At 58.8% G+C, this 23,385-nt stretch carries 21 protein-coding genes; 10 read left to right on the forward strand and 11 right to left on the reverse strand.

What is annotated here, in order from left to right; translation table 11 throughout:
- Window position 1 precedes the first annotated feature (1 nt).
- Window positions 2–280, reverse strand: coding sequence for a hypothetical protein (locus tag ACQZ5F_RS19220; RefSeq protein WP_225338453.1), 279 nt, complete (start codon window positions 278–280; stop codon window positions 2–4).
- A gap of 115 nt (window positions 281–395) precedes the next feature.
- Between ACQZ5F_RS19220 and ACQZ5F_RS19225 the strand changes: the two genes are divergently transcribed.
- On the forward strand, window positions 396–1,616 hold the full coding sequence (locus tag ACQZ5F_RS19225) for a helix-turn-helix domain-containing protein (protein WP_448730721.1): 1,221 nt from the start codon (window positions 396–398) through the stop codon (window positions 1,614–1,616).
- A gap of 9 nt (window positions 1,617–1,625) precedes the next feature.
- Window positions 1,626–2,276 carry a Vgb family protein gene (locus ACQZ5F_RS19230; protein WP_225338451.1) on the forward strand — a complete coding sequence of 217 codons (651 nt, stop codon included), beginning with the start codon at window positions 1,626–1,628 and terminating at the stop codon, window positions 2,274–2,276.
- A 215-nt stretch (window positions 2,277–2,491) separates the two neighbouring features.
- Here the strand turns inward: ACQZ5F_RS19230 and ACQZ5F_RS19235 are convergent, their stop codons facing one another.
- Complete coding sequence (locus ACQZ5F_RS19235) at window positions 2,492–2,878, reverse strand: GFA family protein (RefSeq protein ID WP_225338468.1); 387 nt, start codon at window positions 2,876–2,878, stop codon at window positions 2,492–2,494.
- A 454-nt stretch (window positions 2,879–3,332) separates the two neighbouring features.
- On the opposite strand from ACQZ5F_RS19235, the gene mctS reads away from it, so the two are divergent.
- Both mctS and mctR read left to right on the forward strand, forming a co-directional pair.
- A complete protein-coding gene (gene mctS, locus ACQZ5F_RS19240; protein WP_225338450.1) occupies window positions 3,333–4,730 on the forward strand; it encodes a two-component system sensor histidine kinase MctS in 1,398 nt (465 codons plus the stop codon).
- Window positions 4,727–5,359 carry a two-component system response regulator MctR gene (gene mctR, locus ACQZ5F_RS19245; RefSeq protein WP_448730722.1) on the forward strand — a complete coding sequence of 211 codons (633 nt, stop codon included), beginning with the start codon at window positions 4,727–4,729 and terminating at the stop codon, window positions 5,357–5,359. The genes mctS and mctR overlap by 4 nt, the downstream gene beginning before the upstream one ends.
- A gap of 63 nt (window positions 5,360–5,422) precedes the next feature.
- Here the strand turns inward: mctR and ACQZ5F_RS19250 are convergent, their stop codons facing one another.
- The 4 genes from ACQZ5F_RS19250 to ACQZ5F_RS19265 all read right to left on the reverse strand — a co-directional run bounded on the left by ACQZ5F_RS19250 (window position 5,423) and on the right by ACQZ5F_RS19265 (window position 10,260).
- Window positions 5,423–6,535, reverse strand: a complete 1,113-nt coding sequence (locus ACQZ5F_RS19250) for a TRAP transporter substrate-binding protein (RefSeq protein WP_448730723.1) — start codon at window positions 6,533–6,535, stop codon at window positions 5,423–5,425.
- Between the two features lie 81 nt (window positions 6,536–6,616).
- Window positions 6,617–8,122, reverse strand: a complete 1,506-nt coding sequence (locus tag ACQZ5F_RS19255; RefSeq protein WP_046802203.1) for a TRAP transporter large permease — start codon at window positions 8,120–8,122, stop codon at window positions 6,617–6,619.
- A gap of 15 nt (window positions 8,123–8,137) precedes the next feature.
- On the reverse strand, window positions 8,138–8,686 hold the full coding sequence (locus tag ACQZ5F_RS19260; protein WP_052819096.1) for a TRAP transporter small permease subunit: 549 nt from the start codon (window positions 8,684–8,686) through the stop codon (window positions 8,138–8,140).
- 353 nt (window positions 8,687–9,039) lie between these two features.
- Complete coding sequence (locus tag ACQZ5F_RS19265) at window positions 9,040–10,260, reverse strand: LysR family transcriptional regulator (RefSeq protein WP_448730724.1); 1,221 nt, start codon at window positions 10,258–10,260, stop codon at window positions 9,040–9,042.
- A 72-nt stretch (window positions 10,261–10,332) separates the two neighbouring features.
- Here ACQZ5F_RS19265 and ACQZ5F_RS19270 point away from each other — a divergent pair, with 72 nt between their 5' ends.
- The 6 genes from ACQZ5F_RS19270 (at window position 10,333) to ACQZ5F_RS19295 (ending at window position 18,926) form a co-directional block, all read left to right on the forward strand.
- Window positions 10,333–11,715 carry a dihydroorotase gene (locus ACQZ5F_RS19270; protein ID WP_046802206.1) on the forward strand — a complete coding sequence of 461 codons (1,383 nt, stop codon included), beginning with the start codon at window positions 10,333–10,335 and terminating at the stop codon, window positions 11,713–11,715.
- On the forward strand, window positions 11,715–12,953 hold the full coding sequence (locus ACQZ5F_RS19275) for a Zn-dependent hydrolase (protein WP_448730725.1): 1,239 nt from the start codon (window positions 11,715–11,717) through the stop codon (window positions 12,951–12,953). Before ACQZ5F_RS19270 ends, ACQZ5F_RS19275 begins: the two co-directional genes overlap by 1 nt.
- 2 nt (window positions 12,954–12,955) lie before the next feature.
- Window positions 12,956–14,047, forward strand: a complete 1,092-nt coding sequence (locus ACQZ5F_RS19280; protein WP_312357468.1) for a DUF917 domain-containing protein — start codon at window positions 12,956–12,958, stop codon at window positions 14,045–14,047.
- 2 nt (window positions 14,048–14,049) lie between these two features.
- Window positions 14,050–15,708, forward strand: coding sequence for a urocanate hydratase (locus ACQZ5F_RS19285; protein ID WP_448730726.1), 1,659 nt, complete (start codon window positions 14,050–14,052; stop codon window positions 15,706–15,708).
- Between the two features lie 103 nt (window positions 15,709–15,811).
- Window positions 15,812–17,119, forward strand: a complete 1,308-nt coding sequence (locus ACQZ5F_RS19290) for an MFS transporter (RefSeq protein WP_448730727.1) — start codon at window positions 15,812–15,814, stop codon at window positions 17,117–17,119.
- A 142-nt stretch (window positions 17,120–17,261) separates the two neighbouring features.
- Window positions 17,262–18,926, forward strand: coding sequence for an HAL/PAL/TAL family ammonia-lyase (locus ACQZ5F_RS19295; RefSeq protein WP_448730728.1), 1,665 nt, complete (start codon window positions 17,262–17,264; stop codon window positions 18,924–18,926).
- A 295-nt stretch (window positions 18,927–19,221) separates the two neighbouring features.
- Here ACQZ5F_RS19295 and ACQZ5F_RS19300 read toward each other — a convergent pair whose 3' ends face one another.
- The 5 genes from ACQZ5F_RS19300 to ACQZ5F_RS19320 form a co-directional block, all read right to left on the reverse strand.
- Entirely contained in the window at window positions 19,222–20,196 is a 975-nt protein-coding gene (locus tag ACQZ5F_RS19300) for a DUF4432 family protein (protein WP_312357462.1), read from the reverse strand.
- Between the two features lie 15 nt (window positions 20,197–20,211).
- Window positions 20,212–20,718: an NUDIX hydrolase gene (locus ACQZ5F_RS19305; RefSeq protein ID WP_312357461.1), complete on the reverse strand. Its 507-nt coding sequence runs from the start codon at window positions 20,716–20,718 to the stop codon at window positions 20,212–20,214.
- 176 nt (window positions 20,719–20,894) lie between these two features.
- Complete coding sequence (locus ACQZ5F_RS19310; RefSeq protein WP_448730729.1) at window positions 20,895–21,707, reverse strand: inositol monophosphatase family protein; 813 nt, start codon at window positions 21,705–21,707, stop codon at window positions 20,895–20,897.
- Window positions 21,700–22,500: a glycerophosphodiester phosphodiesterase gene (locus ACQZ5F_RS19315; protein WP_448730730.1), complete on the reverse strand. Its 801-nt coding sequence runs from the start codon at window positions 22,498–22,500 to the stop codon at window positions 21,700–21,702. Before ACQZ5F_RS19315 ends, ACQZ5F_RS19310 begins: the two co-directional genes overlap by 8 nt.
- A 17-nt stretch (window positions 22,501–22,517) precedes the next feature.
- Window positions 22,518–23,384 carry an ABC transporter permease gene (locus ACQZ5F_RS19320; RefSeq protein ID WP_137087542.1) on the reverse strand — a complete coding sequence of 289 codons (867 nt, stop codon included), beginning with the start codon at window positions 23,382–23,384 and terminating at the stop codon, window positions 22,518–22,520.
- Between the last annotated feature and the right edge of the window lies 1 nt (window position 23,385).

A 23,385-nucleotide genomic window follows, 5' to 3' on the forward strand; every position in this document is an offset into this window, starting at 1 on the left:
GTCAGTCTCCTCGGGTTTTAGGGGATGGGCATTGCCGCCAGTAAGCGGAAGCGAGCTTCAGCCAGGGCGACAGGTGAAAGAGGCTCATCAGCAGGTACATGAAGGCCATGCCACTGATCGGCAGCATGCCGGGTGGGGACGCGCAGATACTCACCTGAATGTCGTTCGCCGAAATCCAGGCCATCGACGCGAAGGTTGGCGAAGCTGCAAGAACGAGCCAGCCTGTCATATCGCCTGATCGCAGGGTGTCCGAAGAGCGTTTTCTTGTTGGTTTGGACATTGTCATTTCTGAATTCCCAATTGAGGTTCGACAACGCTTCCCGCGACGCTTAGCCTGACAAAAATCTATGTCCGAATGGCGGGAGAATGTGAGTAACAAGTGTGACGGGATTTGAATGGACACTCTGATGACCTTCGCGGCGCGGGCGCTTGCGGCGGGCGATCCGCTTGCAGCACTCAAGCACATCGCTCTACGCGCCGATGCTCCTGCACTCGCCCTGCGCGGCATTGCCATGGCGCAACTCGGCGACCTTGCGCGCGCGAAGGAACTGCTGGGAAACGCGGCACGCGCTTTCGGCAACCAAGAGCCTATGGCCCGTGCACGATGCAACCTCGCGGAAGCAGAGATCGCGTTGGTCTTGCGCGACCTTGGCCGTCCCATGGAGGGGCTCGCCGCCGCCCGGTCCACGCTGGAGACATTCGGAGACTTTGCGAACGCCGCGCATGCCGGCTATCTCGAAGCAAGGCGCTTGCTGTTGATCGGCCGTCTCGACGAAGCCGAGTGGGTTCTGGGCGGCTTCGATGCCGGTGCGTTGCCGATGACATCGCGGGTAGGCTACGAGTTGGTAGTCGCGGGCATCGCGATACGCCGCATACGCGCGAAGCCGGCTCGTGATGCGCTCGATCGCGCGGAAAGCGTCGCGGCTGCCTTTGGCAATGCCGCATTGAAAGCCGAAGTCGACAGAGCCGTACGGAACTTCGAAGCGCCTGCCGCGCGGCTGGTCTTGCGCAATGGAGAACGGCTTCTTCGGCTCGATGAGGTCGAGGCGCTCACTGCATCGGGGGCGACCGTCATCGATGTGTGCCGGAACGTCGTGCGCGTCAATAAAGCCATCGTCTTTCTCGCCAGTCGTCCGGTCCTGTTCGCACTCATGCGCGTGCTCGGTGAGGCTTGGCCGGAAGATGTCACGCGGGAAGAGCTTCTCGTCCGCGCCTTTCGCGCACGGGAAGCAGATGAATCGCATCGCGCTCGGCTGCGGGTCGAGATCGGGCGTCTGCGCGAGGCAATCAGGCCCTTGGCGGAGATACGCGCCACCGAGCGGGGATTCGTATTGGAGCCCCATGATAGCGGCGCGGTCGCGGTGTTTGCGCCGCCTGTCGAAGACGAGCATGGCGACATGCTGGCGCTTCTCGCCGATGGCGAAGCCTGGTCCAGCTCCGCGCTGGCGCTCGCGCTCGACGTCAGTCCACGCACGGTACAGCGGGCGCTCGACACCCTTGCGCAAAATGACAAGGTGGAATGGTTCGGCCACGGGCGCGCCCGTCGCTGGATTGCGACGAGCGTACCGGGTTTCCCGACAAGCTTGTTACTCCCCACCGTCGGCGTTCTAGTCTAGGATGAGGGCATGAAACAAACAGCCGCCGAAATCATCCGCGAATATGGCCCTTTTCCCGGAGTGGATCGCGTCCATGGGGTCAGCTTTGACGGCCGCCGGGTCTGGATGGCGACAGGCGAGAGGCTGGACGCCTTCGATCCGGACAACGGGAACGTGCTGAACTCGCTTAATATTGCCGCTGATGCCGGCACGGCATTCGATGGCAAGCACCTGTTCCAGATTGCTGAAGCGGTGATTCAGAAGGTCGATCCACAGACTGGCGAGGTGCTTGCCACGATTTCCGCCCCCGGCAATGGAGGCGATTCCGGTCTTGCATGGGCTGAAGGTTCGCTCTGGGTCGGGCAACATCGCGGCCGCAAAATCCATCAAATCGATCCTGAGACGGGAAAGGTGCTGCGCACGATTGAAACCGATCGCTTCGTTACCGGGGTCACCTGGGTCGACGGCGAGCTCTGGCACGGTACATGGGAGAACGACCAAAGCGATGTCCGCCGCATCGATCCTTCGACCGGTGAAGTATTGGAGCGGTTGGATATGCCAGCGGGAATGGCAGTTTCAGGACTTGAATCCGACGGACGCGATCGGTTTTTCTGCGGGGCTGGCGATAGCCCCAAAGTTCGCGCCATACGCAAGCCAAAACGATCTGAAACCGCAATGTGAAACAAGAAGCAAGTCGCCGGCTTATGTATCCTTATTCGTTGGTCTTCTCGGCGGTAACCGTTCACATGGACATCTGCAATGTCGTTTAAGGACCTGATACTGGAGGCAACGCGCGAGCAAGCTTGATGAAAACGGCAAAGTCGGCGGTTCGTATCTTTTCAACAGCAATTGTGTGTAATCTCGAAAGCTCGAGCTGAAGCATTCGACCTTCATCTCTATCCAGAATCTCGAAAAGATAGAGAAACCCATGCATGGCGGGTCGCTTCATACACGCTCTGAGTTGGTTCCATAGCATCTGGGTCTTCAAAACAGCCCAAGGCGATGGCGACGAGGTTAGGCCGAAATTCCGGTATCCAGTAGACGGTTGATCCGCAAGTGGGGCAAAAACGGAACTCTAGGCGCTTTCCGCTATCTCCAGGTCGTATATAGGTTTGGTGTTTCCCCGACGCCCTGATTTGATCGGCAGCATAAAACACTGCGACACCGAACGCTGAACCGGTACGATACTGGCAAGCACGACAGTGACAAACGGATATCTTATGGGGTTCGCCGTTTGTCACCACTGTTAGCTGATGACATGAACAATGGGCTAGGCGCACAATTTTGCTCCCAATTCCAAATTTTTTCGATCCTGAATATGCGCGATGACGACGATATCGGAGCGGTCAGCTTTGAGCAAATTGACATTCGCAAGGTCTTACCGAGGATGATCATCCTTGCGGTATCCTACACTATTCCGTTGCCGGTGTAGTTACCGGCTTTATCGCCGGATCGAGCCGCCCACCGCAGGCGCGGTCCTGCGATATCACATAGCGACCAGATAGGGCGCGTAGCACGGACGAGGGTGGGAGCCTTTCGGTCACCCCGGCGAGAGAACTGTTCTATCTCAGCGCGGTTGAGTGACACTATTCGGAGGGCGTCACACTGTTCCTCGCTGCACAGATTTCCCGAACCCCTTTCTATTTCGCCTCAGGATCATGTTCTGACACGCTCGACTTGCCGTATGAAGTATTGTTAGCTGAGGGCAAGTGAGAGCGAATGTGTCGGAGGGGCCGCATGAGACTCAGGAATCAGATTCTCGCATTGGCCATCGGGCCTCTCGTTCTTGCGATTATCGTTATCACAGCACTGATTACGTGGCAGTCCATGACGCTGGCGCGCACGAGCATCGATGCGTTCGAACGAAACATGCTCGCTGCAAAGGAGGCTGAACTCCTTAACCTCACCAATTTGGCCCTTTCGGCGATCCGTTCGGTCTATGACAGGGCGGGAACTGATGACGAGGCTGCGAAGGAGGAGGTCAAGCGAATTCTGACTGACCTCGATTACGGTACGGACGGCTATTTCTTTGTCTATGATTATGACGGCGTGAACGTCGTCCATCCGCGACAAAGCTTTCGTCCAGGGAGTAATTGGCTGGATCTTTACGATCCCGACGGCAACCGCGTCATCTATGACCTGATAGTCAAGGCGAAAGAAGGAGGAGGTCTTGTCCAGTATAAATGGGAGAAGCCCTCGACCGGGAAGATGGCTGATAAGCTTTCTTTTGCAGCCGGCCTCAACAAATGGCGCTGGATGATCGGTACAGGGGTTTATCTGGATGATGTTTTTGCCGCGACAGCGGCGGCGAAGGAGGAAATGCGCCGTTCCATTACATGGAATTTCCTGATTGTTGCACTGTTTGCGGTCCCTGCTGTGTTGCTGGTGTTCGCCACCTGCATGCTGCTCAATCTGCGTCAGCAGAGGTTGGCAGACGGACGGCTCAAGGAACTGATGCAGAGGGTTATCGATACCCAGGAAGAGGAGCGCCTGCGCATTGCTAGAGAATTGCATGACGGCATTTCTCAAAATCTCGTCGGAGTGCGCTTTGCGATTGATCTCGCGCGGCGCAAGGTGGCGCCTGACAATGTCGGAGCCGCCGAGGCGATCGGCAAGGGCGCCGTCGCATTAAATGAGGCGATCAAGGAGGTACGTCGTATTTCCCACGATCTTCGCCCGCGTGTCCTCGACGATCTGGGGCTGACGGCAGCGCTGGAATCCCTCATCTCGAGTTTTTCCGAACGCACGGGAATAGCGGCGACGCTTGAATCCGTAGCCTTCAAGCATATGCTTGTCCCCGAGGCACGGGTTGCACTTTACCGTGTCGCACAGGAGGCGCTGACCAACATCGAGCGCCATGCCGGCGCGACGCAGGTCGCCATCCGGTTTTCCAGTCGCGATGAACGGGTACAGATGGATGTCAGCGACAATGGCCGCGGCTTTCCGACCGTTCGGACAGAGAACGGGATGCCGGCAAGCAAGGGGCTCGGTTTGAGAAACATGCAGGAACGCATGACGCATTTCGGAGGCAGGCTGGATGTCGAAAGCTCCGCAAGGGGAACCGTTCTGCGGGCGGTGCTGCCCATCACCGCCATGAAGGATCGCAATAGCGGCTTACAGGAGGCCGCCGAGTGACCGTTCATCCGATCCGTGTGCTGCTGATCGACAACCATCCTCTGGTTCTGGATGGGTTGAGGGCCGTCCTCGAGACTTACGAGCATCTCGCAGTCGTTGGAACCGCATTGTCCGCCATGGCCGGTATCGACGCGGCTGTCGCCACGCGGCCCGATGTGGTGCTGATGGATATCAACATGCCGCAGATCAATGGCATTGATGCCCTGGAACTGTTCAAGGAAAAGCAGCTTTCCGCCCGGGTGCTGATGCTGTCGATGCATGACAGCCGGGAATATATATCGACATCGGTCATGTATGGTGCGGCCGGGTACGTTCTGAAGGACGTGGCGACCGAAGAAATAGTCGCCGCAATCGAAACCGTGGCTGCCGGCGGCACCTATTTTTCCTCTGGCGTTCGCGATGTGCTGATGGAGGGGTCTTCCGGCAGGCTGAAGGCGCTGACGACACGCGAGCAGGAAGTTCTGCTGCTGATCGCGCGCGGAAAGAGCAATCGCGACGCTGCCATGGCGCTCGACATCGCCGAGCGCACGATGGAAACCCATCGCAAGAATATCAAGAGGAAACTGGATATAGCGACGACTGCGGGTCTCATCCGCTATGCGATCGATAACGGGCTTATCAAAGAATAGCCGCTAAAGGTCCGAGGCCCCGGAATGTCGCCATCCGGGGGCCTCGGTAAAGTCTATGCCGGCTTATTTGCCGGCCGTCTGCATGGCATAGCCGTAGCTGTCATAGGTATATTCGGCGACGCGGAACCATTCAAAGCTCTCGTCGCGGAATTTCTTCCAGCCCGGATAGATCTTGGCCCATGCGGGATGCTTCTGCGTGTACTCGTCATAAAGCTCGAAGGTCGCCTTGTAGGCGGCGTCGAGCACATCGCGGGGCAGCGGGCGAAGCTGCGTGCCCTTGGAAACCAGCGAGCGGATCGCATCCTTGTTCTTGACGTCGTACAGCGCCTGCATGTTGATGTTGGCGGCCTTGCAGGCAGTGTCGAGTGCTGCCTTGTATTCATCAGGCAGGGCTGCATATTGGTCCTTGTTGACGAAGAAGTGGATCGTCAGTCCGCCCTCCCAGAACGCGGGGTAATAGTAGTATGGCGCGATCTGGTAGAAGCCGAGCTTTTCGTCGTCATAGGGACCGACCCATTCCGCGGCATCGATGGTGCCACGTTCCAGCGCCGGATAGATGTCGCCGCCCGGGAGCTGCTGCGGCACCGCGCCAAGCTTGGCAAGCACCTGCCCCGCGACGCCGGCAATACGCATCTTGAGGCCCTTGATATCCTCGACGCTCTTGATTTCCTTGCGATACCAGCCGCCCATCTGGGCGCCCGTCGCTCCACCGGGAATACCGATGACGCCGTAGTCGGAAAGGAATTCGTTGTAAGCTTCGTTGCCGCCGCCATGGTAGAGCCATGCGTTCTGCTGGCGGGCGTTCAGGCCGAAGGGGATGGTCGAGCCGATGGCGAATGTCGGATCTTTCCCCGTGAAATAGTAGCCGCAGGTATGGGAAATCTCGACGGTATTGGCTTTTACGGCATCGATGGCCTGGGCGCCGGGAACGATTTCACCAGCCTGGAAGACCTGGATTTCGAACTTGCCGCCGGTAATGGCCTTCAATGCGTTCGCCATAACGACGGCGCCGCCGTAGATGGTGTCCAGATTGTTCGGAAAGCCGGACGTCAGGCGCCAGCGAACGTTCGGCAAAGATTGCGCTATGGCCGGCGTGGTGAGCGTCGAAGCGGCCGCAGCCGCCCCGGCAAGCACGCCGCCGGACAAGAAGTGTCTGCGGTCCAGATTGTTCCTCATAAGATTACCTCCTCCTATTGAAGTGACCGACGCTTGGTGCGTCGATGGGGTGCGGCGGGCGCTTGTGCGCCCGTCGGAATGTCAGGGGTTGCTGGGCTTGCCGAAGCTTGGGGCGTTGCCGCCAGGGGCGAAGGGATTAGCGAACGGATCGGCGTCGCTACCTGCGCCGGGCATCGGTACATTGATATGGACGGCCGAGGGATCGGCGACCTTGGCACCCGACTTGTAGTGCATCACTATTCCGGGGAAGGCGATGATGATGATGACCATGGCGAGCTGGATGAAAAGATAGGGAATGGCGCCGAGATAAATCTGGGTCGAGGTGACCGGCTGGATCGTCTGTCCCGTGATCCGATCCTTATAGGCACGCGTCGGTGCGACGGACCGCAGGAAGAACAGCGAGAAACCGAAGGGCGGGTGCATGAACGACGTCTGCATATTAACCGCCAGCATGACGCCAAACCAGATCAGGTCGATGCCAAGCGCATCGGCGACCGGCGCCAGCAGCGGGATGATGATGAAGGCCAGCTCGAAATAATCGAGGAAGAAGGCCAGGAAAAACACCAGCAGGTTGGCGACGATCAGGAAGCCGATCTCGCCACCGGGGATCGATGTCATCAGATGCTCGACCCAGACGTGACCGTTCACGCCATAAAAGGTCAGGGAAAAGACGCGCGCGCCGAGCAGGATGAGCAGAACGAAGGACGACAGCTTTGCCGTCGCGTAGAGTGACTGCTGGATCAGGCCGAAATTGAGTTTACGGTTGGCAAGCGCAAGGGCGAGCGCGCCGACAGCACCCATGGCGCCACCTTCCGTGGGGGTGGCGATCCCGAGGAAGATCGTGCCGAGCACGAGGAATATCAGGACGAGCGGAGGCACCAGCGAGGTGATGACCTTGAGCAGCAACTTGGTGCCGCGCAGGGTCCGCGCCTCCAGCGGCAGGGCCGGGACCTTTGTAGGGCTGATGATTGATGTGATGATGATGTAGAGCGTATAAGCCGTTACCAGCATCAGACCCGGAACAAGCGCTCCCTTGTACATGTCGCCCACCGAGCGGCCGAGCTGGTCAGCCAGCACGATCAGCACGAGACTTGGGGGGATGATCTGCGCCAGCGTGCCTGACGCGGCGATCGTACCTGCGGCGATTTTGCGGTCGTAGCCATAGCGCAACATGATGGGAAGCGAGATGAGGCCCATTGAGATGACCGAGGCGGCGACGACGCCGGTGGTGGCGGCCAGAATTGCCCCGACGAAGATGACGGCAAACGCAATGCCGCCGCGGACCGGTCCAAACAGCTGGCCGATCGTGTCCAGCAAATCCTCCGCCATGCCGCTCTTTTCAAGAATGAGCCCCATGAAGGTGAAGAACGGTATCGCCAGCAGCGTTTCGTTCGACATCTGGCCGAATATGCGATCAGGAATGGCCTGGAATAGCGTGGCTGGCAGCAGGCCGAGTTCTATCCCGATGAAGCCGAAGACAAAGCCGACAAAAGCCAGCGCAAAGGCTACCGGATAGCCGAACAGCAGCACGATGATGAGCGCGGCGAACATGATCGGCGCGAGATTTTCCGCAAGGAATGCCATTATTGTTTCTTCCTTCGATCAGAGCATTGCTGCTGCGGCATCAGCCGCTGCAACCGGATCGGGGATATCGCCGCGCAGGATTGCGACGCGTTTGATGAGTTCCGACACGCCCTGAAGGGCGAGCAAGCTGAAGCCGATTGGTATCAGCGCCCAGACCGGCCATTGAATGAGCCCGCCCGTGTTGTTGGAAACTTCACCGGAGGCAAATTTCTGCAGGAACACCGGCCAGGAGAGATAAACCGTGATGAGGCAAAAGGGCATGAGAAAGAAGATGGTCCCGAGGATATCGACCCACAATTGCCCCTTGCGCGGCAGGCTTCCGTAAATCAGATCGACCTTCACATGCTCGTTGTTGAGGAGCGTGTAGGCGGCGGCGATCAGAAACACAGCGGAGAACAAATACCACTGGGATTCAAGCCAGGCGTTGGAACTCATCGAGAACGCCTTGCGCATGGCGGCATTGATGGCGCTGATGAGAATGGCGGCGAGCAGCAGCCACGAAATACCTTTGCCAATAGCAGAATTGGCAGCATCAATGGCGCGCGAAAGCGCCAGCAAAAACTTCATGAAATCCTCCCCGGAAGCGGCCGCGTACTCCTCGATACGCGTGCTGCCGCTATAGTTCGGGCACGATATCAATGGCGTCTTCACGCTCAAGGGCTGCTGCCGGAGAATTTCTTCAGGCGTACCGAGAACTGGGTATGTGAGGGGCAACTTCAGTAAGACGGCAAGGGATAATGAAATGAAAGAGCGTGCTTGGGCACCCAATACTTCGTCGTGCTCGACATCAACCCGGAAGACAGGCTTCCCGTGATCGCCCTCTATTTCTCTTGCAAGTTCATTGCGCTGGAAGCCCAGCGCTCGGCGAAATGATAGAGACTTGAAGCCAAGTTGCAGGAGCCGAGCTTACCCGGCCACCATTAGCTCGTCATATCAAGCAGCTGAAGAACGCGTTGCGCCATATCTGTGCCTCTGTCATCGGCGCGCCAGGCTAATAGCAATGGAACAGAAAATGTCATCGGCAATGGGATTTTCGTCACCTTGGGGGAGGTTATTCCCACGCCGGACGGCAATATCGAACAATATCCGTGGCCGACAATCAGTTGCACTGCCACCGGTATGCTGTCGATCTCAATCAACTGCACCTTTGACAGCCACGTTGGCCCAAGCAGGTGCTCGAGAAAGCTTTCGGCCGTCTGGCGCAGTCCGGAGGCGCGGGAAGGTAGTACCAGAGGGTGCTTGAGGATCGCCTCCCGCATCTGTGACGGTGAATATGCATCCGCCAGTTCAGGTGCTTCATGCTGCAGGAAACATGAAAGGTGGCTGCGCAGAACCTCACGGCTGCGCAGGCGGGAATTGTTGACTGGCATGTCGACAAGGACTGCATCGTATCGCTGCTGTTCAAGCCCTTCCAGCAGACTGTCTGCAAGTCCGGGCTGCATCAGCAGCGGTGTGTCGAAGCGCCGTGCCCAGTTGGCGGCAATGCGCGCCAGAATAATTGCCGTCGGGCTGTCAGTTGTTGCGGGAGGAATGCCGCCGAATGACCAATGGCGCAGATGCCGCTTGAAACGCAGGGCGGATGTGGAGTCCAGCGCAGCCCAGATATCGCGTAATTTGTGGACGTGGGGCGATACCCGCAGCCCCTCGGGCGATGCGCGCGAGCCGCTGCGGGTCCGTTCAAAAAGCCGGACGCCCAGATTTTCCTCCAGCATCGCCATCATCCGCGTCAGCTGTGGTTGCCCGATTTGAAGCCTCAATGCGGATTTACGGATCGAGCCCGATTCGAGAATGTCCACGAAGCGGAACAGTGCAATCAGCGACACGCTTCTCTGATGAATATCATTCGCATGGTCATCGCCGCACGCGCCGTGGATCGCGAAGATTTCATGGGTGGCCTGCGCGAGATACGGGCTAAGTCGCCCGCCTTCGGCTGTCAGGATCAGGCCTTTTGCACCCTGGACGAAAAGCTTGACGGAGAGGGCGGTTTCCAGGCGGCTGACGGCATCCGATACGGTTGAAACCGGAATTCCCGTTGCCTTGGACGCAAGGTGGATGCCGCCGAGACGAACCACCTGGTCACATAAAAGAATCGTCGAAACCTTCACCGCCCACGCCTCGTCTTGACCTTCCCATTCCGGCATCGGCTGTCCGGATTTTGGGATATACCACTAATTTTATTGTGCCTCATAGTCGAAATATGACAGGAGGACGACATGGCGGATTTCGATACGGTTTTGGCGGGGCGGGTCATTCTGACCGACCGCGAGATTTCTCGAGGTTTCGTGGCCATTCGCGAGGGGAAAACGGCACTCATCGGAGAAGGCCCCGCGCCGGCTGGAAGAGAAAATCATGATTTCGGCACCGGCATCCTATTGCCTGGCGCCATAGACGCACAGGTGCATTCGCTGTCGCAGAAGGGGGCCGAGGGTTTTGCGGCCTCGACCCGTGCGGCGGCGGCGGGCGGCGTCACGACAATCGTGGACATGCCCTATGATGAAGGCAATCTTGTGTGTTCCGCCGAGGCTGTCAGGCGCAAGGTCGCGATGATCGACGCGGAGGCGCGCATCGATGTTGCACTTTATGGCACCGTCGATCCGCAAGAGGGGTCTGCCCGCATTGCCGAACAGGCGGCGGCGGGAGTTTGCGCCTACAAGTTCTCGACCTTCGGCACGGATCCCCAACGCTTTCCGCGTATCCCACCGGCGCTGCTTCGCGCCTGTTTTGCCGAGATTGCAAAGACCGGGCTTGCCGCAGGCGTGCACAATGAGGATGACGCCTATGTCCGCGCCGCGATTTCCGAGGTCGAGGCATCCGGTATAACCGACTGGCGTGCGCACGGCCTGTCGCGTCCCGAACTGGCTGAGACGCTGGCGATGCTGCAGATTTACGAAACCGGTGCCGAGACAGATTGCCCGGCACATGTCGTCCATTGCTCCGTCAGCCGCGGCTACGAAATCGCCGAGATGTACCGCAGGAACGGCCGGTATTCCTCCGTCGAATGCTGCATTCACTACCTTGTTCTGGATGAGGAAAACGACGTCGCGCGGCTTGGCGGCAAGGCCAAGATCAACCCGCCCATACGCGCCCGAAAAGAAGTGGAGGCGATCTGGCGTCATCTGGCCGAAGGGCGGGTGTCGATGGTGTCTACCGACCATGTCAGCTGGAGCGAGGACCGCAAGACCAATCCCGATATGCTGAAAAATGCCTCCGGTGTCCCAGGGCTGGAGGTCATGGTGCCGCTTTTCGTCAAGGGCGCGATCGCGCGCGGTGTACCGCTGGTGTGGGCGGCCCGGTTGATGGCCGAAAATCCGGCCCGGCATTTTCGTCTGGATCACCAGAAAGGCGGGTTGCAGGTTGGGCGTGATGCTGACGTCATGGTGCTCGTCGATCGGCCCGTGGTGTATGACGCAGCCAGCAGTCCCCACTCCATTGCGGGGTGGTCGCCTTATCACGGCATGGAACTGCCCTGGACGGTCGCAGCCACCTGGCGGCGAGGCGAGATGGTTTTCGACGGGGAAAATGTGCTGGCTGCGCCGGGAACCGGTATTTTTGTGCGGCCGCCTGAAACGCTTGGTCTGCGCGAGGTGCTGTTGTGATGCGCCGCAATCTCGACGCGTCAATAAAGGACATAGAAGCGGATCTCGATGCACTGGCGCAGATTACCGATCCGGAACGCCCCTGGACCCGCCGCGCCTTCTCGCCCCGTTTCGATGAAGGGCGCGACTATCTTCGGCGGCGTTTCCTGAGTGAAGGATTGAATGTCTCGACGGATGCGGGCGGGAACCTGATCGGCCGCCGGGAAGGCACCGAGCCGCAGGCCGGAACGATCATGCTGGGCTCACATTCCGACACCGTGCCGGACGGCGGACGTTTTGATGGTGTTGCCGGTGTCGTCGTTGCATTGGAGGTCGCACGCATTCTCTCCCGGCGCGGTGTTGCCTTGCGGCATAACCTTGCCGTCGTCGATTTTCTTGCTGAAGAAGTCTCCATTTTCGGGGTTTCCTGTATCGGTTCGCGAGCAATGGCGGGCGTTCTGCCGCAGGACTGGCTGAGGCGTATCAGTGACGGGCGCGATCTGGCGACGGCCATACGTGACGTGGGCGGCAAGCCGGAAAGTCTTGAAGCTCCCTTGGCTGATGACCTGAAGGTCTTTCTGGAACTGCACATCGAACAGGGGCCGGTTCTCGAACGGGAAAAGATTGCGCTTGGGGTGGTGACAACCATTGTCGGCATCAATCGCGTCGAGATCGAGGTGACGGGTCGTCCCGACCATGCCGGCACGACCCCGATGGGGTTGCGTGCGGATGCCCTCGTCGCTGCGGCGCGGATCGTGAGTGAGATCGAGCGGTACGCGACGGAGCTTTCCGGTGGTCCCGGGCATTTCACCGCAACTGTGGGCGAGTTCGAAATCTACCCCAACGCCGCCAATGTGGTCCCGGGCCGCGTCCGCATGCTGGTTGATATCCGCGCCGAGCGGGCTGAGGACAAGGAAGCATTCGTATCCTGGCTGACCGGACTTGACGCGGACGGTGGAAACACAATCGAGGCACGGCTGATTTCCGCCAATCCCGGCGTGCAGATGGATGATGGATTGCAGGAGATGCTGGCAAAGGCCGCCGACGGGCTGGACACGCCCTATCGCAAGATGGTGTCGGGTGCGGGACATGATGCGGCGTTCATGACACGGCTGTGTCCTTCGGCGATGCTCTTCATCCCTTGCCGCGACGGCCGTTCCCATTGCCCGGAAGAATGGGCCGATGCGGCTGATCTCGCTCTGGCGGCTGAGGTTCTGGCGAACACGATTATGGAATTGGACAGAAAAAGGGAGGGCTGAAAGTGGCCAGAATTCTGACGGAGAAGGATGTGGAACCCGCGGTGCGGGGAGGCGCGGTCTATGCGGCTGGCGGTGGCGGCTGGGTCCACCATGGACGGATGCTGGGCTATGCCGCAGTGAACGCCGGTGCGCCTGAACTCGTCTCCATCGACGAATTGAACGAAGACGACTGGGTGGCGACGGCTGCCGCCATCGGCGCGCCGGCCTCCACGACGCCTTGGGAAATGCGGGGCGTGGATTATGTCAAGGCCGTGCAGCTTTTGCAGGACGCGCTTGGTGCAAAGGTCGCGGCCCTGATGATCGGGCAGAACGGCAAGTCCTCGACCCTCAACGCATGGCTGCCTTCGGCTATCCTTGGCTGCAAGGTGCTGGACGCGGTGGGTGACATGCGGGCCCATCCGACCGGCGACATGGGGGCAATCGGCATGGCCGGAAAACCGGACCAGTCGATCCAGACGGCCGTCGGCGGAAATCGCGATCAGAACCGCTATATCGAGCTTGTAACGCGCGGCGCAACCGGCCGGATCTCTCCCATCCTGCGCACGGCCTCCGACATGTCGGGCGGTTTCATCGCCTCGGCCCGCAACCCGGTTCGCGCCGGCTACGTCGCGAAAAATGCCGCGCTCGGCGGAATTTCCAAGGCGCTGGAGCTTGGTCACGCAATCCTCGCCGCCGAGCCTCGAGGGCATGCGGCAGTCCTCGACGCGATCCTTGCGACCACGGGCGGCAGGATCATGATTGAAGGAGAGATCACGGCCAAGGATGTCGTTTATACGAATGAGGCTTTCGACGTCGGTACGGTCACCATCGGCAGGGGTGATGCGGCGCTGACCCTGCATGTGATGAACGAATACATGGCGGTCGATGCGGTCGATGGTCGCCGCCTCGCAACCTTTCCGGACGTCATCACCACATTGTCGCAGGAGATCGAACCGTTGTCTGTCGGTGAGCTGAAGGTCGGCATGAAGATCCATCTGCTGCATGTCCCGAAGACCCTCATTCCGATCGGCGCGGGCCTGATGGACCCGGCGATCTATGTCCACCCCGAAAAGGTCATGGGCATCAACCTGACCGACTACGCATTGGAGGCCTGAAGATGCCGAGAGAAAATCCCCGTAATCCGGGCTTCCCGATCCCTTCAGGCCCGGACCTTCGCGCGAAGGGCTGGCGGCAGGAAGCCCTGTTGCGCCTCATGGAAAACGTGCTGGCTGTCGGTGAAGACCCTGAAAATCTCGTCGTCTACGCAGCACTTGGGAAGGCGGCGCGCAACAAGGCCGCATATGATGCCATCGTGCGCGCATTGACGACCATGGATGAGGATCAGACGCTTGTCATCCAGTCGGGAAAGCCGGTCGGGTTGATGAAGACTTCGACCGAGGCTCCGATGGTCATCATGGCCAATTGCAACATGGTCGGCCAATGGGCCAAGGCCGAGAATTTTTATGCTCTCGAACGCAAGGGCCTCATATGCTGGGGCGGCCTGACTGCGGGGGCATGGCAATATATCGGCTCGCAGGGCGTCATTCAGGGCACCTATGAAATCTTCATGCGCATTGCCGAACGCCGCTTCGGCGGCACGCTCAATGGGCGTTTCGTACTGACCGCGGGCCTTGGTGGTATGGGAGGCGCGCAGCCGCTTGCCGGCCGCATGGCGGGCGCGGCCATCCTGTGCGTGGAGATCAATCCGGAACGGGCCCGCACCCGCAAGGATATCGGCTATCTCGACGAGATCGCCGATGACCTCGATAGCGCACTGGCACGGATTGAAGAGGCCCGCGCGAAGGGTGAGGCGCTGTCCGTCGGACTTGTCGGCAATGCAGCGGAAATCTATCCCGAAATAGCTGCGCGGGGGATCATTCCGGATATCGTGACTGACCAGACCTCCGCCCACGATCTCGTTTATGGTTATATTCCAATCGGTTACGATCTGGACCGGGTACGCCGCCTGCGCAAGCAGAACCCGGATGAGCTGATCGAGGCCGGCAGGGCGTCGATTGCCAAACAGGTAACAGCCATGCTCGAATTCCAGCGGGCCGGCTCGGAGGTTTTCGACAATGGCAACTTGATCCGCACGCAGGCGCAGGCCGGTGGCGTTGCTGATGCCTTCGACATTCCGGTCTTCACCGAGGCTTATCTGCGCCCGCTGTTTTGCCGGGCGATTGGTCCCTTCCGCTGGATGGCCCTGTCGGGCGACGCCTCGGACATTGCGCGGATAGACGAGCTGGTGCTGGAGATGTTTCCGGACAACAAGATCGTCACCAACTGGATTTCGCTGGCGCGCAAGCACGTTCCGTTCGAGGGGTTGCCGGCACGCATCGCCTGGCTCGGCCATGGCGAACGGAGCGCACTCGCACGTCGGGTCAACGCTCTGGTCGCTTCGGGCGAATTGAAGGGGCCGGTCGCCTTCTCTCGCGATCATCTCGATTCAGCGGGCATGGCGCATCCGAACATCATGACGGAGAACATGCTCGACGGTTCGGACGCCATCGCCGACTGGCCGCTTCTCGACGCGATGCTGCTCTGCGCTTCGCGCGCCGACCTTGTCGCACTTCATTCCGGCGGCGGGGGTTATGCGGGCTTCATGACCTCGGCAGGGGTCACGATCGTTGCTGATGGAACCAACGCGGCCGACGACCGGCTTTCGCAATCACTCGACAATGATACCGGGCTCGGCGTCATCCGTTACGCGGATGCGGGCTATGCCGAGGCGCAGGATGAAATTGCCAGCAAGGGCATAAATCACGTGCAGATCTGACAGGTCAAAGCGAGGAGACGTCATCAATCGCCACGAAGGGCGGAAAATTACGATCACTAATCAACACCGCCTGCCGGCACCGGCAGGCCAAGAGGGGACAATAATGGAAAAAACATATCAAAATTTGTCAGTGACACCGGCCAGACGGTCATCACCGGAGCGCGCTGTTGCCGCAGCATCGATAGGCAACGCCCTGGAGTGGTATGACTTCACCGTCTATGCGCTGTTTGCAATCTACATCGCCCATAATTTCTTTCCCGGCGGTGATCATACGGTCGAACTCGTGAAAGCCTTTCTCGCCTTTGGGCTAGGCTTCGTGATCCGCCCCCTGGGAGCCATCGTGATCGGGGTCTATGGCGACAAGGCCGGCCGAAAGGCCGCACTGTTCCTGACCATCATGATCATGGCGGCGGGCACCCTGCTGATCGCGGTGGCGCCCACCTATGCCGCGATTGGTGTGGGAGCGCCGCTCATGATCCTTGCGGGACGAGTCCTTCAGGGCTTCTCCGCGGGCGGAGAAATCGGCGGAGCAGCCGCCTTTCTTGTTGAACATGCGCCCGCCGACAAAAAAGGCAAATATGCTTCCTGGCTCCAGGCAAGCATGGCGATTTCCAACATCATGGGTGCACTCGTCGCCTTTGCGGTTACCTCGCTTCTGACGGAGCAGGAGATCGGAGACTGGGGCTGGCGGATCCCATTCTTCATTGGCGTATTGATCGCGCCGGTGGGCCTGTGGCTGCGCAAGACGCTGGACGAAACGCCGGCTTTTCAGGCCGAACAGGCAAGTCTGGAGAACAAGTCCGCCAAAACACCCCTGAAGCTCGTCTTCTCGGACTATTTCGGCCACCTGATCAAAGGCTTCGCTTTCTCGATCCTGTGGGCGGTTTGCGTTTATGTGCTGATCATCTACATGCCGATCTTCGTTCAGCGTGCTTTCGGTTTCAGCCCTTCGGAGGCGTTTACGGCATCGCTGATTGGGAACGTCTTCCTCGCGGTCGGCTGCGTCAGCGCCGGCAGCATTTCGGACAGGATCGGTCGGCGCGTGATGCTTGCCATTGCCGCCGGCGCAATGCTGGTCGCTGTCTATCCCCTGATCTGGTGGCTGCAATCTTCACCGACGCTGACGACGCTCATCGTCGTGCAAAGCCTCTTCTGCATCATGGTCTCGGGATATGTCGGGGTCGCGCCGGCAACCCTGTCTGAGGTTTTCCCGACGAATATCCGCACCACCGGCATGTCATTGGCCTACAATGCCGCCGTAACGATCTTCGGAGGATTTGCCCCGGCGACGCTGACCTGGCTTGGCAGCACGGGCATCGGTTATCACGCGCCCGGATTTTATGTCATGGCCGCGGCGTTCATATCGCTGATAGCGGTTCTGATCCTGCCGAAGCCGTATTCCACGAACTAAAGGAGATGGGCCGCTCAAGGCCCAGCTCCCCCAATTGCTCCACCCGTCATGTCTGGAAGTTTCCAGTCGAAGCGAAGCCGTTTCGACGCCGGACAGTGCTGCAAACATGACGGCATAATAATAACCAACTCAAGGGAACATCATGTCTGTTAAAAACGGGACTATTCATCGCCTCTCCATTGTCACAGCTTTTGCGATCGCCGGGCTTGCTGCTTCAAACGCACGGGCGGAACATTGGTCCATCGACGGTCAAAACCTGACCGTGGAACAGGTCGTCGGCCTGGCGCGGGATGACAGCGCCAAAATTACTCTCACCGAGAGCGCGGGCAAACGGATCGCCGAAGGCTTTGATCTGGTGATGGAGGCCGCCCTGCAAGGCAAGGCGGTCTACGGCCTGACGGTCGGCGTTGGCTGGAACAAGGATCGCCCAGTTTTCGCGATGAAGGACGGCAAGCGTGTGCTGGACGACGATCTGCTGAAACTGTCACGCGCTTTCAATTCGACATCTCTGCGCGCTCATGGCGCAGGCGTAGGTGAGCCGATGGCGGTCGAGGCCGTGAGGGCGGGCATGGCGATCCGTCTAAACCAGATTGCAACCGGCCGAACCGGCGTTCAGAGCGCCGTTGCGGAAATGTATCGACAGTTTCTGGAGCAGGGGATTACCCCAGTGGTTCCTTCACGCGGTTCTGTCGGCGAGGCGGATATCACCCTTGCCTCCCATATCGGTCTGGCGATGGTCGGCGAGGGGGAGGTCTTCATGAAAGGCAACCGCATTCCCGCAGCACGCGCCCTGACTGACGCCGGCATCGCTCCGCTCGAGCCGGTTGGCAAGGATTTCCTTTCGATCCTTAGTACGAATGCGCTTACCGCCGGGCAGGCTGCCTTGCTGGCGCAAGATACGGCGGGTTATCTCGAAAAGGAAGCCGTTGTCTTTGGTTTGGCACTTGAAGGTTTTAATGGCAATGTCGCCCCTTTCCTCGCAGCGACGAACGAGCTGCGCCCCTTCGCCGAAAACACATCCGGGGCACTGATGGTTCGCTCTGCCCTTGACGGCAGCTATCTCTGGTCGCCCACGAAGGATCGGGCACTGCAGGACCCGCTGTCTTATCGCACCATGGCCTATGTGCTTGGCGGAGCCGAAATTGCGACGCAGGATCTGACCAGGGCGCTGGAAATCCAGATGAATCACAGTGATGACAATCCGGGCGTGGTTGCGGGAGCCTCGGACGACAAGGCTTCCGGGCAGGTCTCCCAGTATTTTATCGAGGGCGAAATATCGGGAGCGATCTATCCGAGTGCGGGTTTTGAGATGTTGCCGGTGGCCTCAAGGGTTGAAGCACTGAACACGGCGCTGGTGCGTCTGTCACAGGCCATTACGATGCAGACGATCCGCTTCGAGAACCCGGACATGACGCATCTTTCGCGGTTCCTTGCTGCTGAAACCAATCAGGGACATGCGTTTGGCGCGATCCAGAAACCGCTCGTCGCGCTTCTGGCTGAAAACCAGCAGATCGGCGCGCAGGCTCCTGTCGGCTCGATTGCGATGGCAGGAAATATCGAGGATCTGGACAGCCACGCACCGCTTTCGGTCGCCAATCTCGGCCGAATTCTGGATAACCTCTACTGGATGTCCTCGATACAGTTGCTCCATGCGGCGCAAGCCGTTGATCTACGCAAGCCCGGGCAGTTGGGGGCGGGAACAAAAGCGCTGTTTGAAGACTATCGCCGCAGTGTGCCCTTTGTGGCGGTGGACCGAATATATACCAATGATTTCAGGACGGGTTATCGCTTTCTCAAGGCCCGTTGAGCGGTTGTTATATTGGTGTTGAACAGATGAGATGACCGATGTCTTCCGCCCCGTTTCGCAAAGCAAATACTTGATGCTGCGGCACGGCCCGAAGACCTCGGCCATCCCCGCTATGATGGGTAGCGCCGAATTTGATACAAGGCAGTCTGTCGATCTATATTTCGACAGGACCGGGAGCTGGCTTTACAGAGGAATATCGGCAGATTGCTGACAGCAGGGCCCATTATCTTGTGGAAGGTTCTGGAGTCTGGAATCGAGCGGGCTGTCGCAAATATTCCAAAGCCTGCACCCCGTTTCATGAGGGGAGTAAATCTATTTGCAGCTTGTAGGTGCGGCTTTCCCCAGCATCCAGCTGACCGCCTTCGGGTGGTCGGAGATCGGATCGAGGCTCGATCCCAAGTGCGAATACGCCGGACTGATATGCGCGCCAGGTCGCAAACTTTGGGAGCGCCACCTGATCATAGGTCAGGGAGAGGGAGAAACCACATCGCTTGTTTTCGAGAACAATTGGCGTGTCGTGCGGAGTGACGCGGCAGTCGATATGATCCACTTTCTCCCCAAAGCTGTCGTGAGGGATCGGCGGAGTCGAATTGATTTCGCAAAGCGCAGGTTCAGGCAAGCCTTTTACGATCAAGGTCTCGTCCAAGAATGGATATCCGACATTGAGGTGATAGAGGATAGCGTGTTCGGATGGTCGGAAGCTTCGGTTTGTTACCGTGTCTTCAATGAGCAATGTGGACTCGAAAATCGGCACGGTTATTTTGCGGTGCAGTTCTAGAACCTCTCCGAAAACACTTGATTGCCGCACCGTGCCCTCGCAGATGATGGTGCGTGTCCCAACCTCGACGCCAAATCTCTTCAGCCGCGACTTCTCGGACGAGATCCGGCCGTGCTGCGGCAACCGCCTGGATTTGAGATTTGGATATCCGTAATGGGTGACATCGGAGTCATGAGGCCTGCTGTACTGGTCCAGACCGCATGTCACCATGAAGCCATCGAAATTGCGAAAAAAGCCTAACCCTTCTTCTGAATCCGGGTCATGTGGCGAGAATGGCATCTGGTTGGAAGAGTGCCATCCGACATTCACCCCCTTGAACGACAGCGATGACACGTCGAAACCACGATCGACCGCGATCTCGAAGCCGATACCGGCGGCATTTCTGGCAATGATAAGACGTTGTCCTCTGCCCGGGCCATCTTCCATTGTTAAGAGCCTTGCGTCGGCAACCGAACGGAGATCTGCGGTTCGGCGGAGCAAATCCATGTCCATCAATTGATCCTCATTTTATGGCTCGGAGCGCTGATACGTGGCCGGCAACGCCAGGGTTTCAAGTTTTGAGATCAAGCAACGAAGCTGCGGTTCCCTGACGGAAGAGGCTGCGGCCGCTGGCGTGAACCAGCTCAATCTGCGCTCGTCCTTTTCGGGATAATCGCTCTCGAGCCCTTGCACATCGAGCAAGTGGACCTGAACCATCGCAGGGACAAGATTTCCGTCATCCAGCCTCTTAAGATAGGTGTAATGACCCCATGCCTTTTTCTGGACACGGCCTCTCACTCCGGCTTCCTCCCAGGCCTCGGTGCAGGCAACTTGGTGGGGCTTCTTCTTCCCCATAGGCCATCCCTTTGGGACGACCCAACGGCCGCTGTCTCTGCTCGTTATCAGCAGGACTTCGATCGCTCCGTCTTGCTCAGGCACGCGTCGAAAGCAAATTGCAGCATATTGCGTCCTGACATCACCCTTCGGCAGCTTGCCGTCTACTGGTGCTGAAACTTCGGTAGTTTTGTGTGCCAAGTCGATAGCCTTTCACACTCCTGTCATGCACGTCGGCTATAGGATTGGTGGATCAAGAGTGCTGAATATCTCGATTATTCAGCGGCTTGACTGACGAGATGCTTGAAGGTTTTGTCTGATTGTGAGGAGCGTCGCACCGGCTTGCGCGGCGCCCGTTGGTAAAAGGCGATTGAGGGTCAGGCAGCCGCCGAAAGGTTGTTCAGCACCGGCTTTACTCGATTGAGAAATTCCTTGGAGCCGCACACGAAACGAAGTTTCTGCGGTAACTCCGTATTGTCCCAATCGATCGTGTGAGTGACGCCCAGTCCCGCGAGGATTGGCAGTGCCGCCATGACGTCCCATGTGGAGTCGCCGACAGAAACGTACCCATCTGTCTCACCCATCATCACTTCGATCAACGAGAGCGTTGCGGACCCCGTGAAGCGGAAGCTTATGCGCAGGTCATCCGAGATGAACCGGATGACCTCCAGCCTGTCAGCCGTCGAGACCGATGGATGAATGCTGAAACCTGTCGATGCGCGAGACATGTCGAGCGCTGGCAGGGGGCCGAGAGGCTTTCCATTGAGCTGCGGTACGATGGCGTGACCACCGATCAACAGAAGGTCGCGTGCAGGAGCGAAAATAACGCCGAAGGCGGGACGCCGGTTCTCGAAAAGCCCGATTGAGACAGCCCAGTTCTGGGCGCCGCGGACATAGTTGAACGTGCCGTCAATCGGATCGATGACCCAGATGCGACCCGAAGTGCCGGTGATCTCGCCGCCTTCTTCTCCAAAGACCCCATCGTCTGGAAAAGCTTGACGAAGCCTCTCGATAATCAGGGCTTCGACCTGCTTGTCGGCTTCGGTGACCAGATCAAGGTGCCCCTTCTTCTCGACCGGCAGGGTGGCCAGTTTTTTGAAGTGGTATAGAGCCAGGTTCCCGGCTTCCCGCGCAATGCCCTCGACAATGCGCGCCTGATCCGAAGAGATTGTTGTGTTTACCTTATCCACGCGCCTGATCCCGCAACCGTGCGATCTGTGCGACATCGTCACCGAGAAGCTGATCGAGCTGACCTTCACGGACCCACTGGACAAGTTGAGATTCGACGTCCACGCCATACGTCATCAATTTTTCATGGTGGCCGGCTGGCAGATAGCAGAAGGCCGCAAAGCCCCCCTCATGCAGCTGGCGCGCCTCGCCGCTGGCAAAATGATAGACTTCGATATTCATGGCATCCAGATTGGCCTGGCGAGCAAGCGACGCAGGATCGATGAGGCGGGAGTGCATCAGGCCGACTGTCGGAACCTCCGGGATGGCTTTCTTGACGTCCCTCAGCTGCACATAGTCGAAGGAAGAGAACTGCAACAGGTCGGCGGCACCAAGCTCATCGATCAATGCGCGCAGCTTCGGGAAAAACACGTCGTTCTGGTCGTAGATCTTGAGTTCCAGCTGATAGATGATGCCAAGCTCTCGTGCGAGTATCAGCGCATCACGCAGCCGTGGCACCTGCTCACCTGAAAACTCGTCACTGAACCAGCTGCCGGCATCAAGCTTCGCCAGCTCAGCATAGGTCATTTTCTGGACGATGCCGTGGCCATTCGTCGTGCGATCAACCGTCTTGTCGTGCATCAGAACGAGCTCGCCATCGCTGGTGATGGAGAGGTCGGTCTCGCAGGTCGTAAGCGGGCCGCCGTACTCGAAAGCCTTGCGAAACGCGACCAGCGTATTTTCCGGGGCGCCGGCGCTGTGGCCGCGGTGGCCACCGATGCGCATGTTCTCAATCGTCATTCGAAGCGGATTCATAGTCTTTTCCTTCTGAGTTAACGGAGGCGCGCGTCGAAGCGATCGCGCAGATAGTCGCCAAGCAGGCTGATGGAGAGCGTCGTCAGGACAATCACGGCGCCGGGGAATGCGGCGATCCACCATGCGATCGCGAGATAGTTGCGGCCGTCAGCGACCATCAGCCCAAGGCTCGTTTCCGGTGCTTGAATGCCAAGACCGAGGAAACTCAGGCCACTTTCCAGAAGGATGATTTCTGGAAAGTTCACGGTGAACTGAACGATCAGGGGGCCAGCGATGTTGGGGAGCATGTGGCGGAGATAGATGCGCATCGGCGGCACGCCGACGATACGAGCGGCTTCGGCATAGCCTTCCTCCTTGGCGCTCAGGACCAGGCCGCGCGTCAGTCGCGCATAACGTTCCCAGCTGGCGAAACCGACAAGGAACACGAAGAGAATTGGGCTGGAGCCAAGCAGCGCCAGAACGCCGAGAGCAATGACGATGAAAGGAACCGACGCCATGGCGTCGGCGAAGCCCATGATGGTGTTGTCCACCCAGCCGCCGAAATGGGCCGCCAGCAGGCCGAGCGTGGTCCCCATGATGGCGCAAATGACGGAGCCAACCAGCGCGATCATTAACGTCATCTGTGTCGCGACGAGCAGATTGCTGACCACGTCGCGACCAAGATAGTCGGTTCCAAGAAAGTGCTCGGCCGACAGGAATGGCCTGGCAAACCGCGCGATCGGATCCTGGCTCAGGTAGTCAAAGGGCGAAATCCAGCGTGCCGTTACGCCGACGATGACGACGATCGCAATCCAGAGGCAGCATAGAGTTATGCTTGCCGGCATTTTGCGGAATGGGGCCAGCACGGAGATCGGCGCGGGATTGGAGGAGGTGATCGATGCCATG

It is taken from the genome of Agrobacterium sp. 22-210-1 (genome assembly GCF_053522525.1).

Bases quoted from the DNA above. Each gene is read 5' to 3' on its own strand.
- ACQZ5F_RS19285 (WP_448730726.1), top strand. From the start codon at position 14,050: ATGCCGAGAGAAAATCCCCGTAATCCGGGCTTCCCGATCCCTTCAGGC.
- ACQZ5F_RS19230 (WP_225338451.1), top strand. From the start codon at position 1,626: ATGAAACAAACAGCCGCCGAAATCATCCGCGAATATGGCCCTTTTCCC.
- ACQZ5F_RS19225 (WP_448730721.1), top strand. From the start codon at position 396: ATGGACACTCTGATGACCTTCGCGGCGCGGGCGCTTGCGGCGGGCGAT.
- ACQZ5F_RS19250 (WP_448730723.1), bottom strand. From the start codon at position 6,535: ATGAGGAACAATCTGGACCGCAGACACTTCTTGTCCGGCGGCGTGCTT.
- ACQZ5F_RS19315 (WP_448730730.1), bottom strand. From the start codon at position 22,500: ATGAATCCGCTTCGAATGACGATTGAGAACATGCGCATCGGTGGCCAC.
- ACQZ5F_RS19220 (WP_225338453.1), bottom strand. From the start codon at position 280: ATGTCCAAACCAACAAGAAAACGCTCTTCGGACACCCTGCGATCAGGC.
- ACQZ5F_RS19260 (WP_052819096.1), bottom strand. From the start codon at position 8,686: ATGAAGTTTTTGCTGGCGCTTTCGCGCGCCATTGATGCTGCCAATTCT.
- ACQZ5F_RS19290 (WP_448730727.1), top strand. From the start codon at position 15,812: ATGGAAAAAACATATCAAAATTTGTCAGTGACACCGGCCAGACGGTCA.
- ACQZ5F_RS19275 (WP_448730725.1), top strand. From the start codon at position 11,715: ATGCGCCGCAATCTCGACGCGTCAATAAAGGACATAGAAGCGGATCTC.
- ACQZ5F_RS19270 (WP_046802206.1), top strand. From the start codon at position 10,333: ATGGCGGATTTCGATACGGTTTTGGCGGGGCGGGTCATTCTGACCGAC.
- ACQZ5F_RS19320 (WP_137087542.1), bottom strand. From the start codon at position 23,384: ATGGCATCGATCACCTCCTCCAATCCCGCGCCGATCTCCGTGCTGGCC.
- ACQZ5F_RS19295 (WP_448730728.1), top strand. From the start codon at position 17,262: ATGTCTGTTAAAAACGGGACTATTCATCGCCTCTCCATTGTCACAGCT.
- ACQZ5F_RS19300 (WP_312357462.1), bottom strand. From the start codon at position 20,196: ATGGACATGGATTTGCTCCGCCGAACCGCAGATCTCCGTTCGGTTGCC.
- mctS (WP_225338450.1), top strand. From the start codon at position 3,333: ATGAGACTCAGGAATCAGATTCTCGCATTGGCCATCGGGCCTCTCGTT.
- ACQZ5F_RS19265 (WP_448730724.1), bottom strand. From the start codon at position 10,260: ATGCCGGAATGGGAAGGTCAAGACGAGGCGTGGGCGGTGAAGGTTTCG.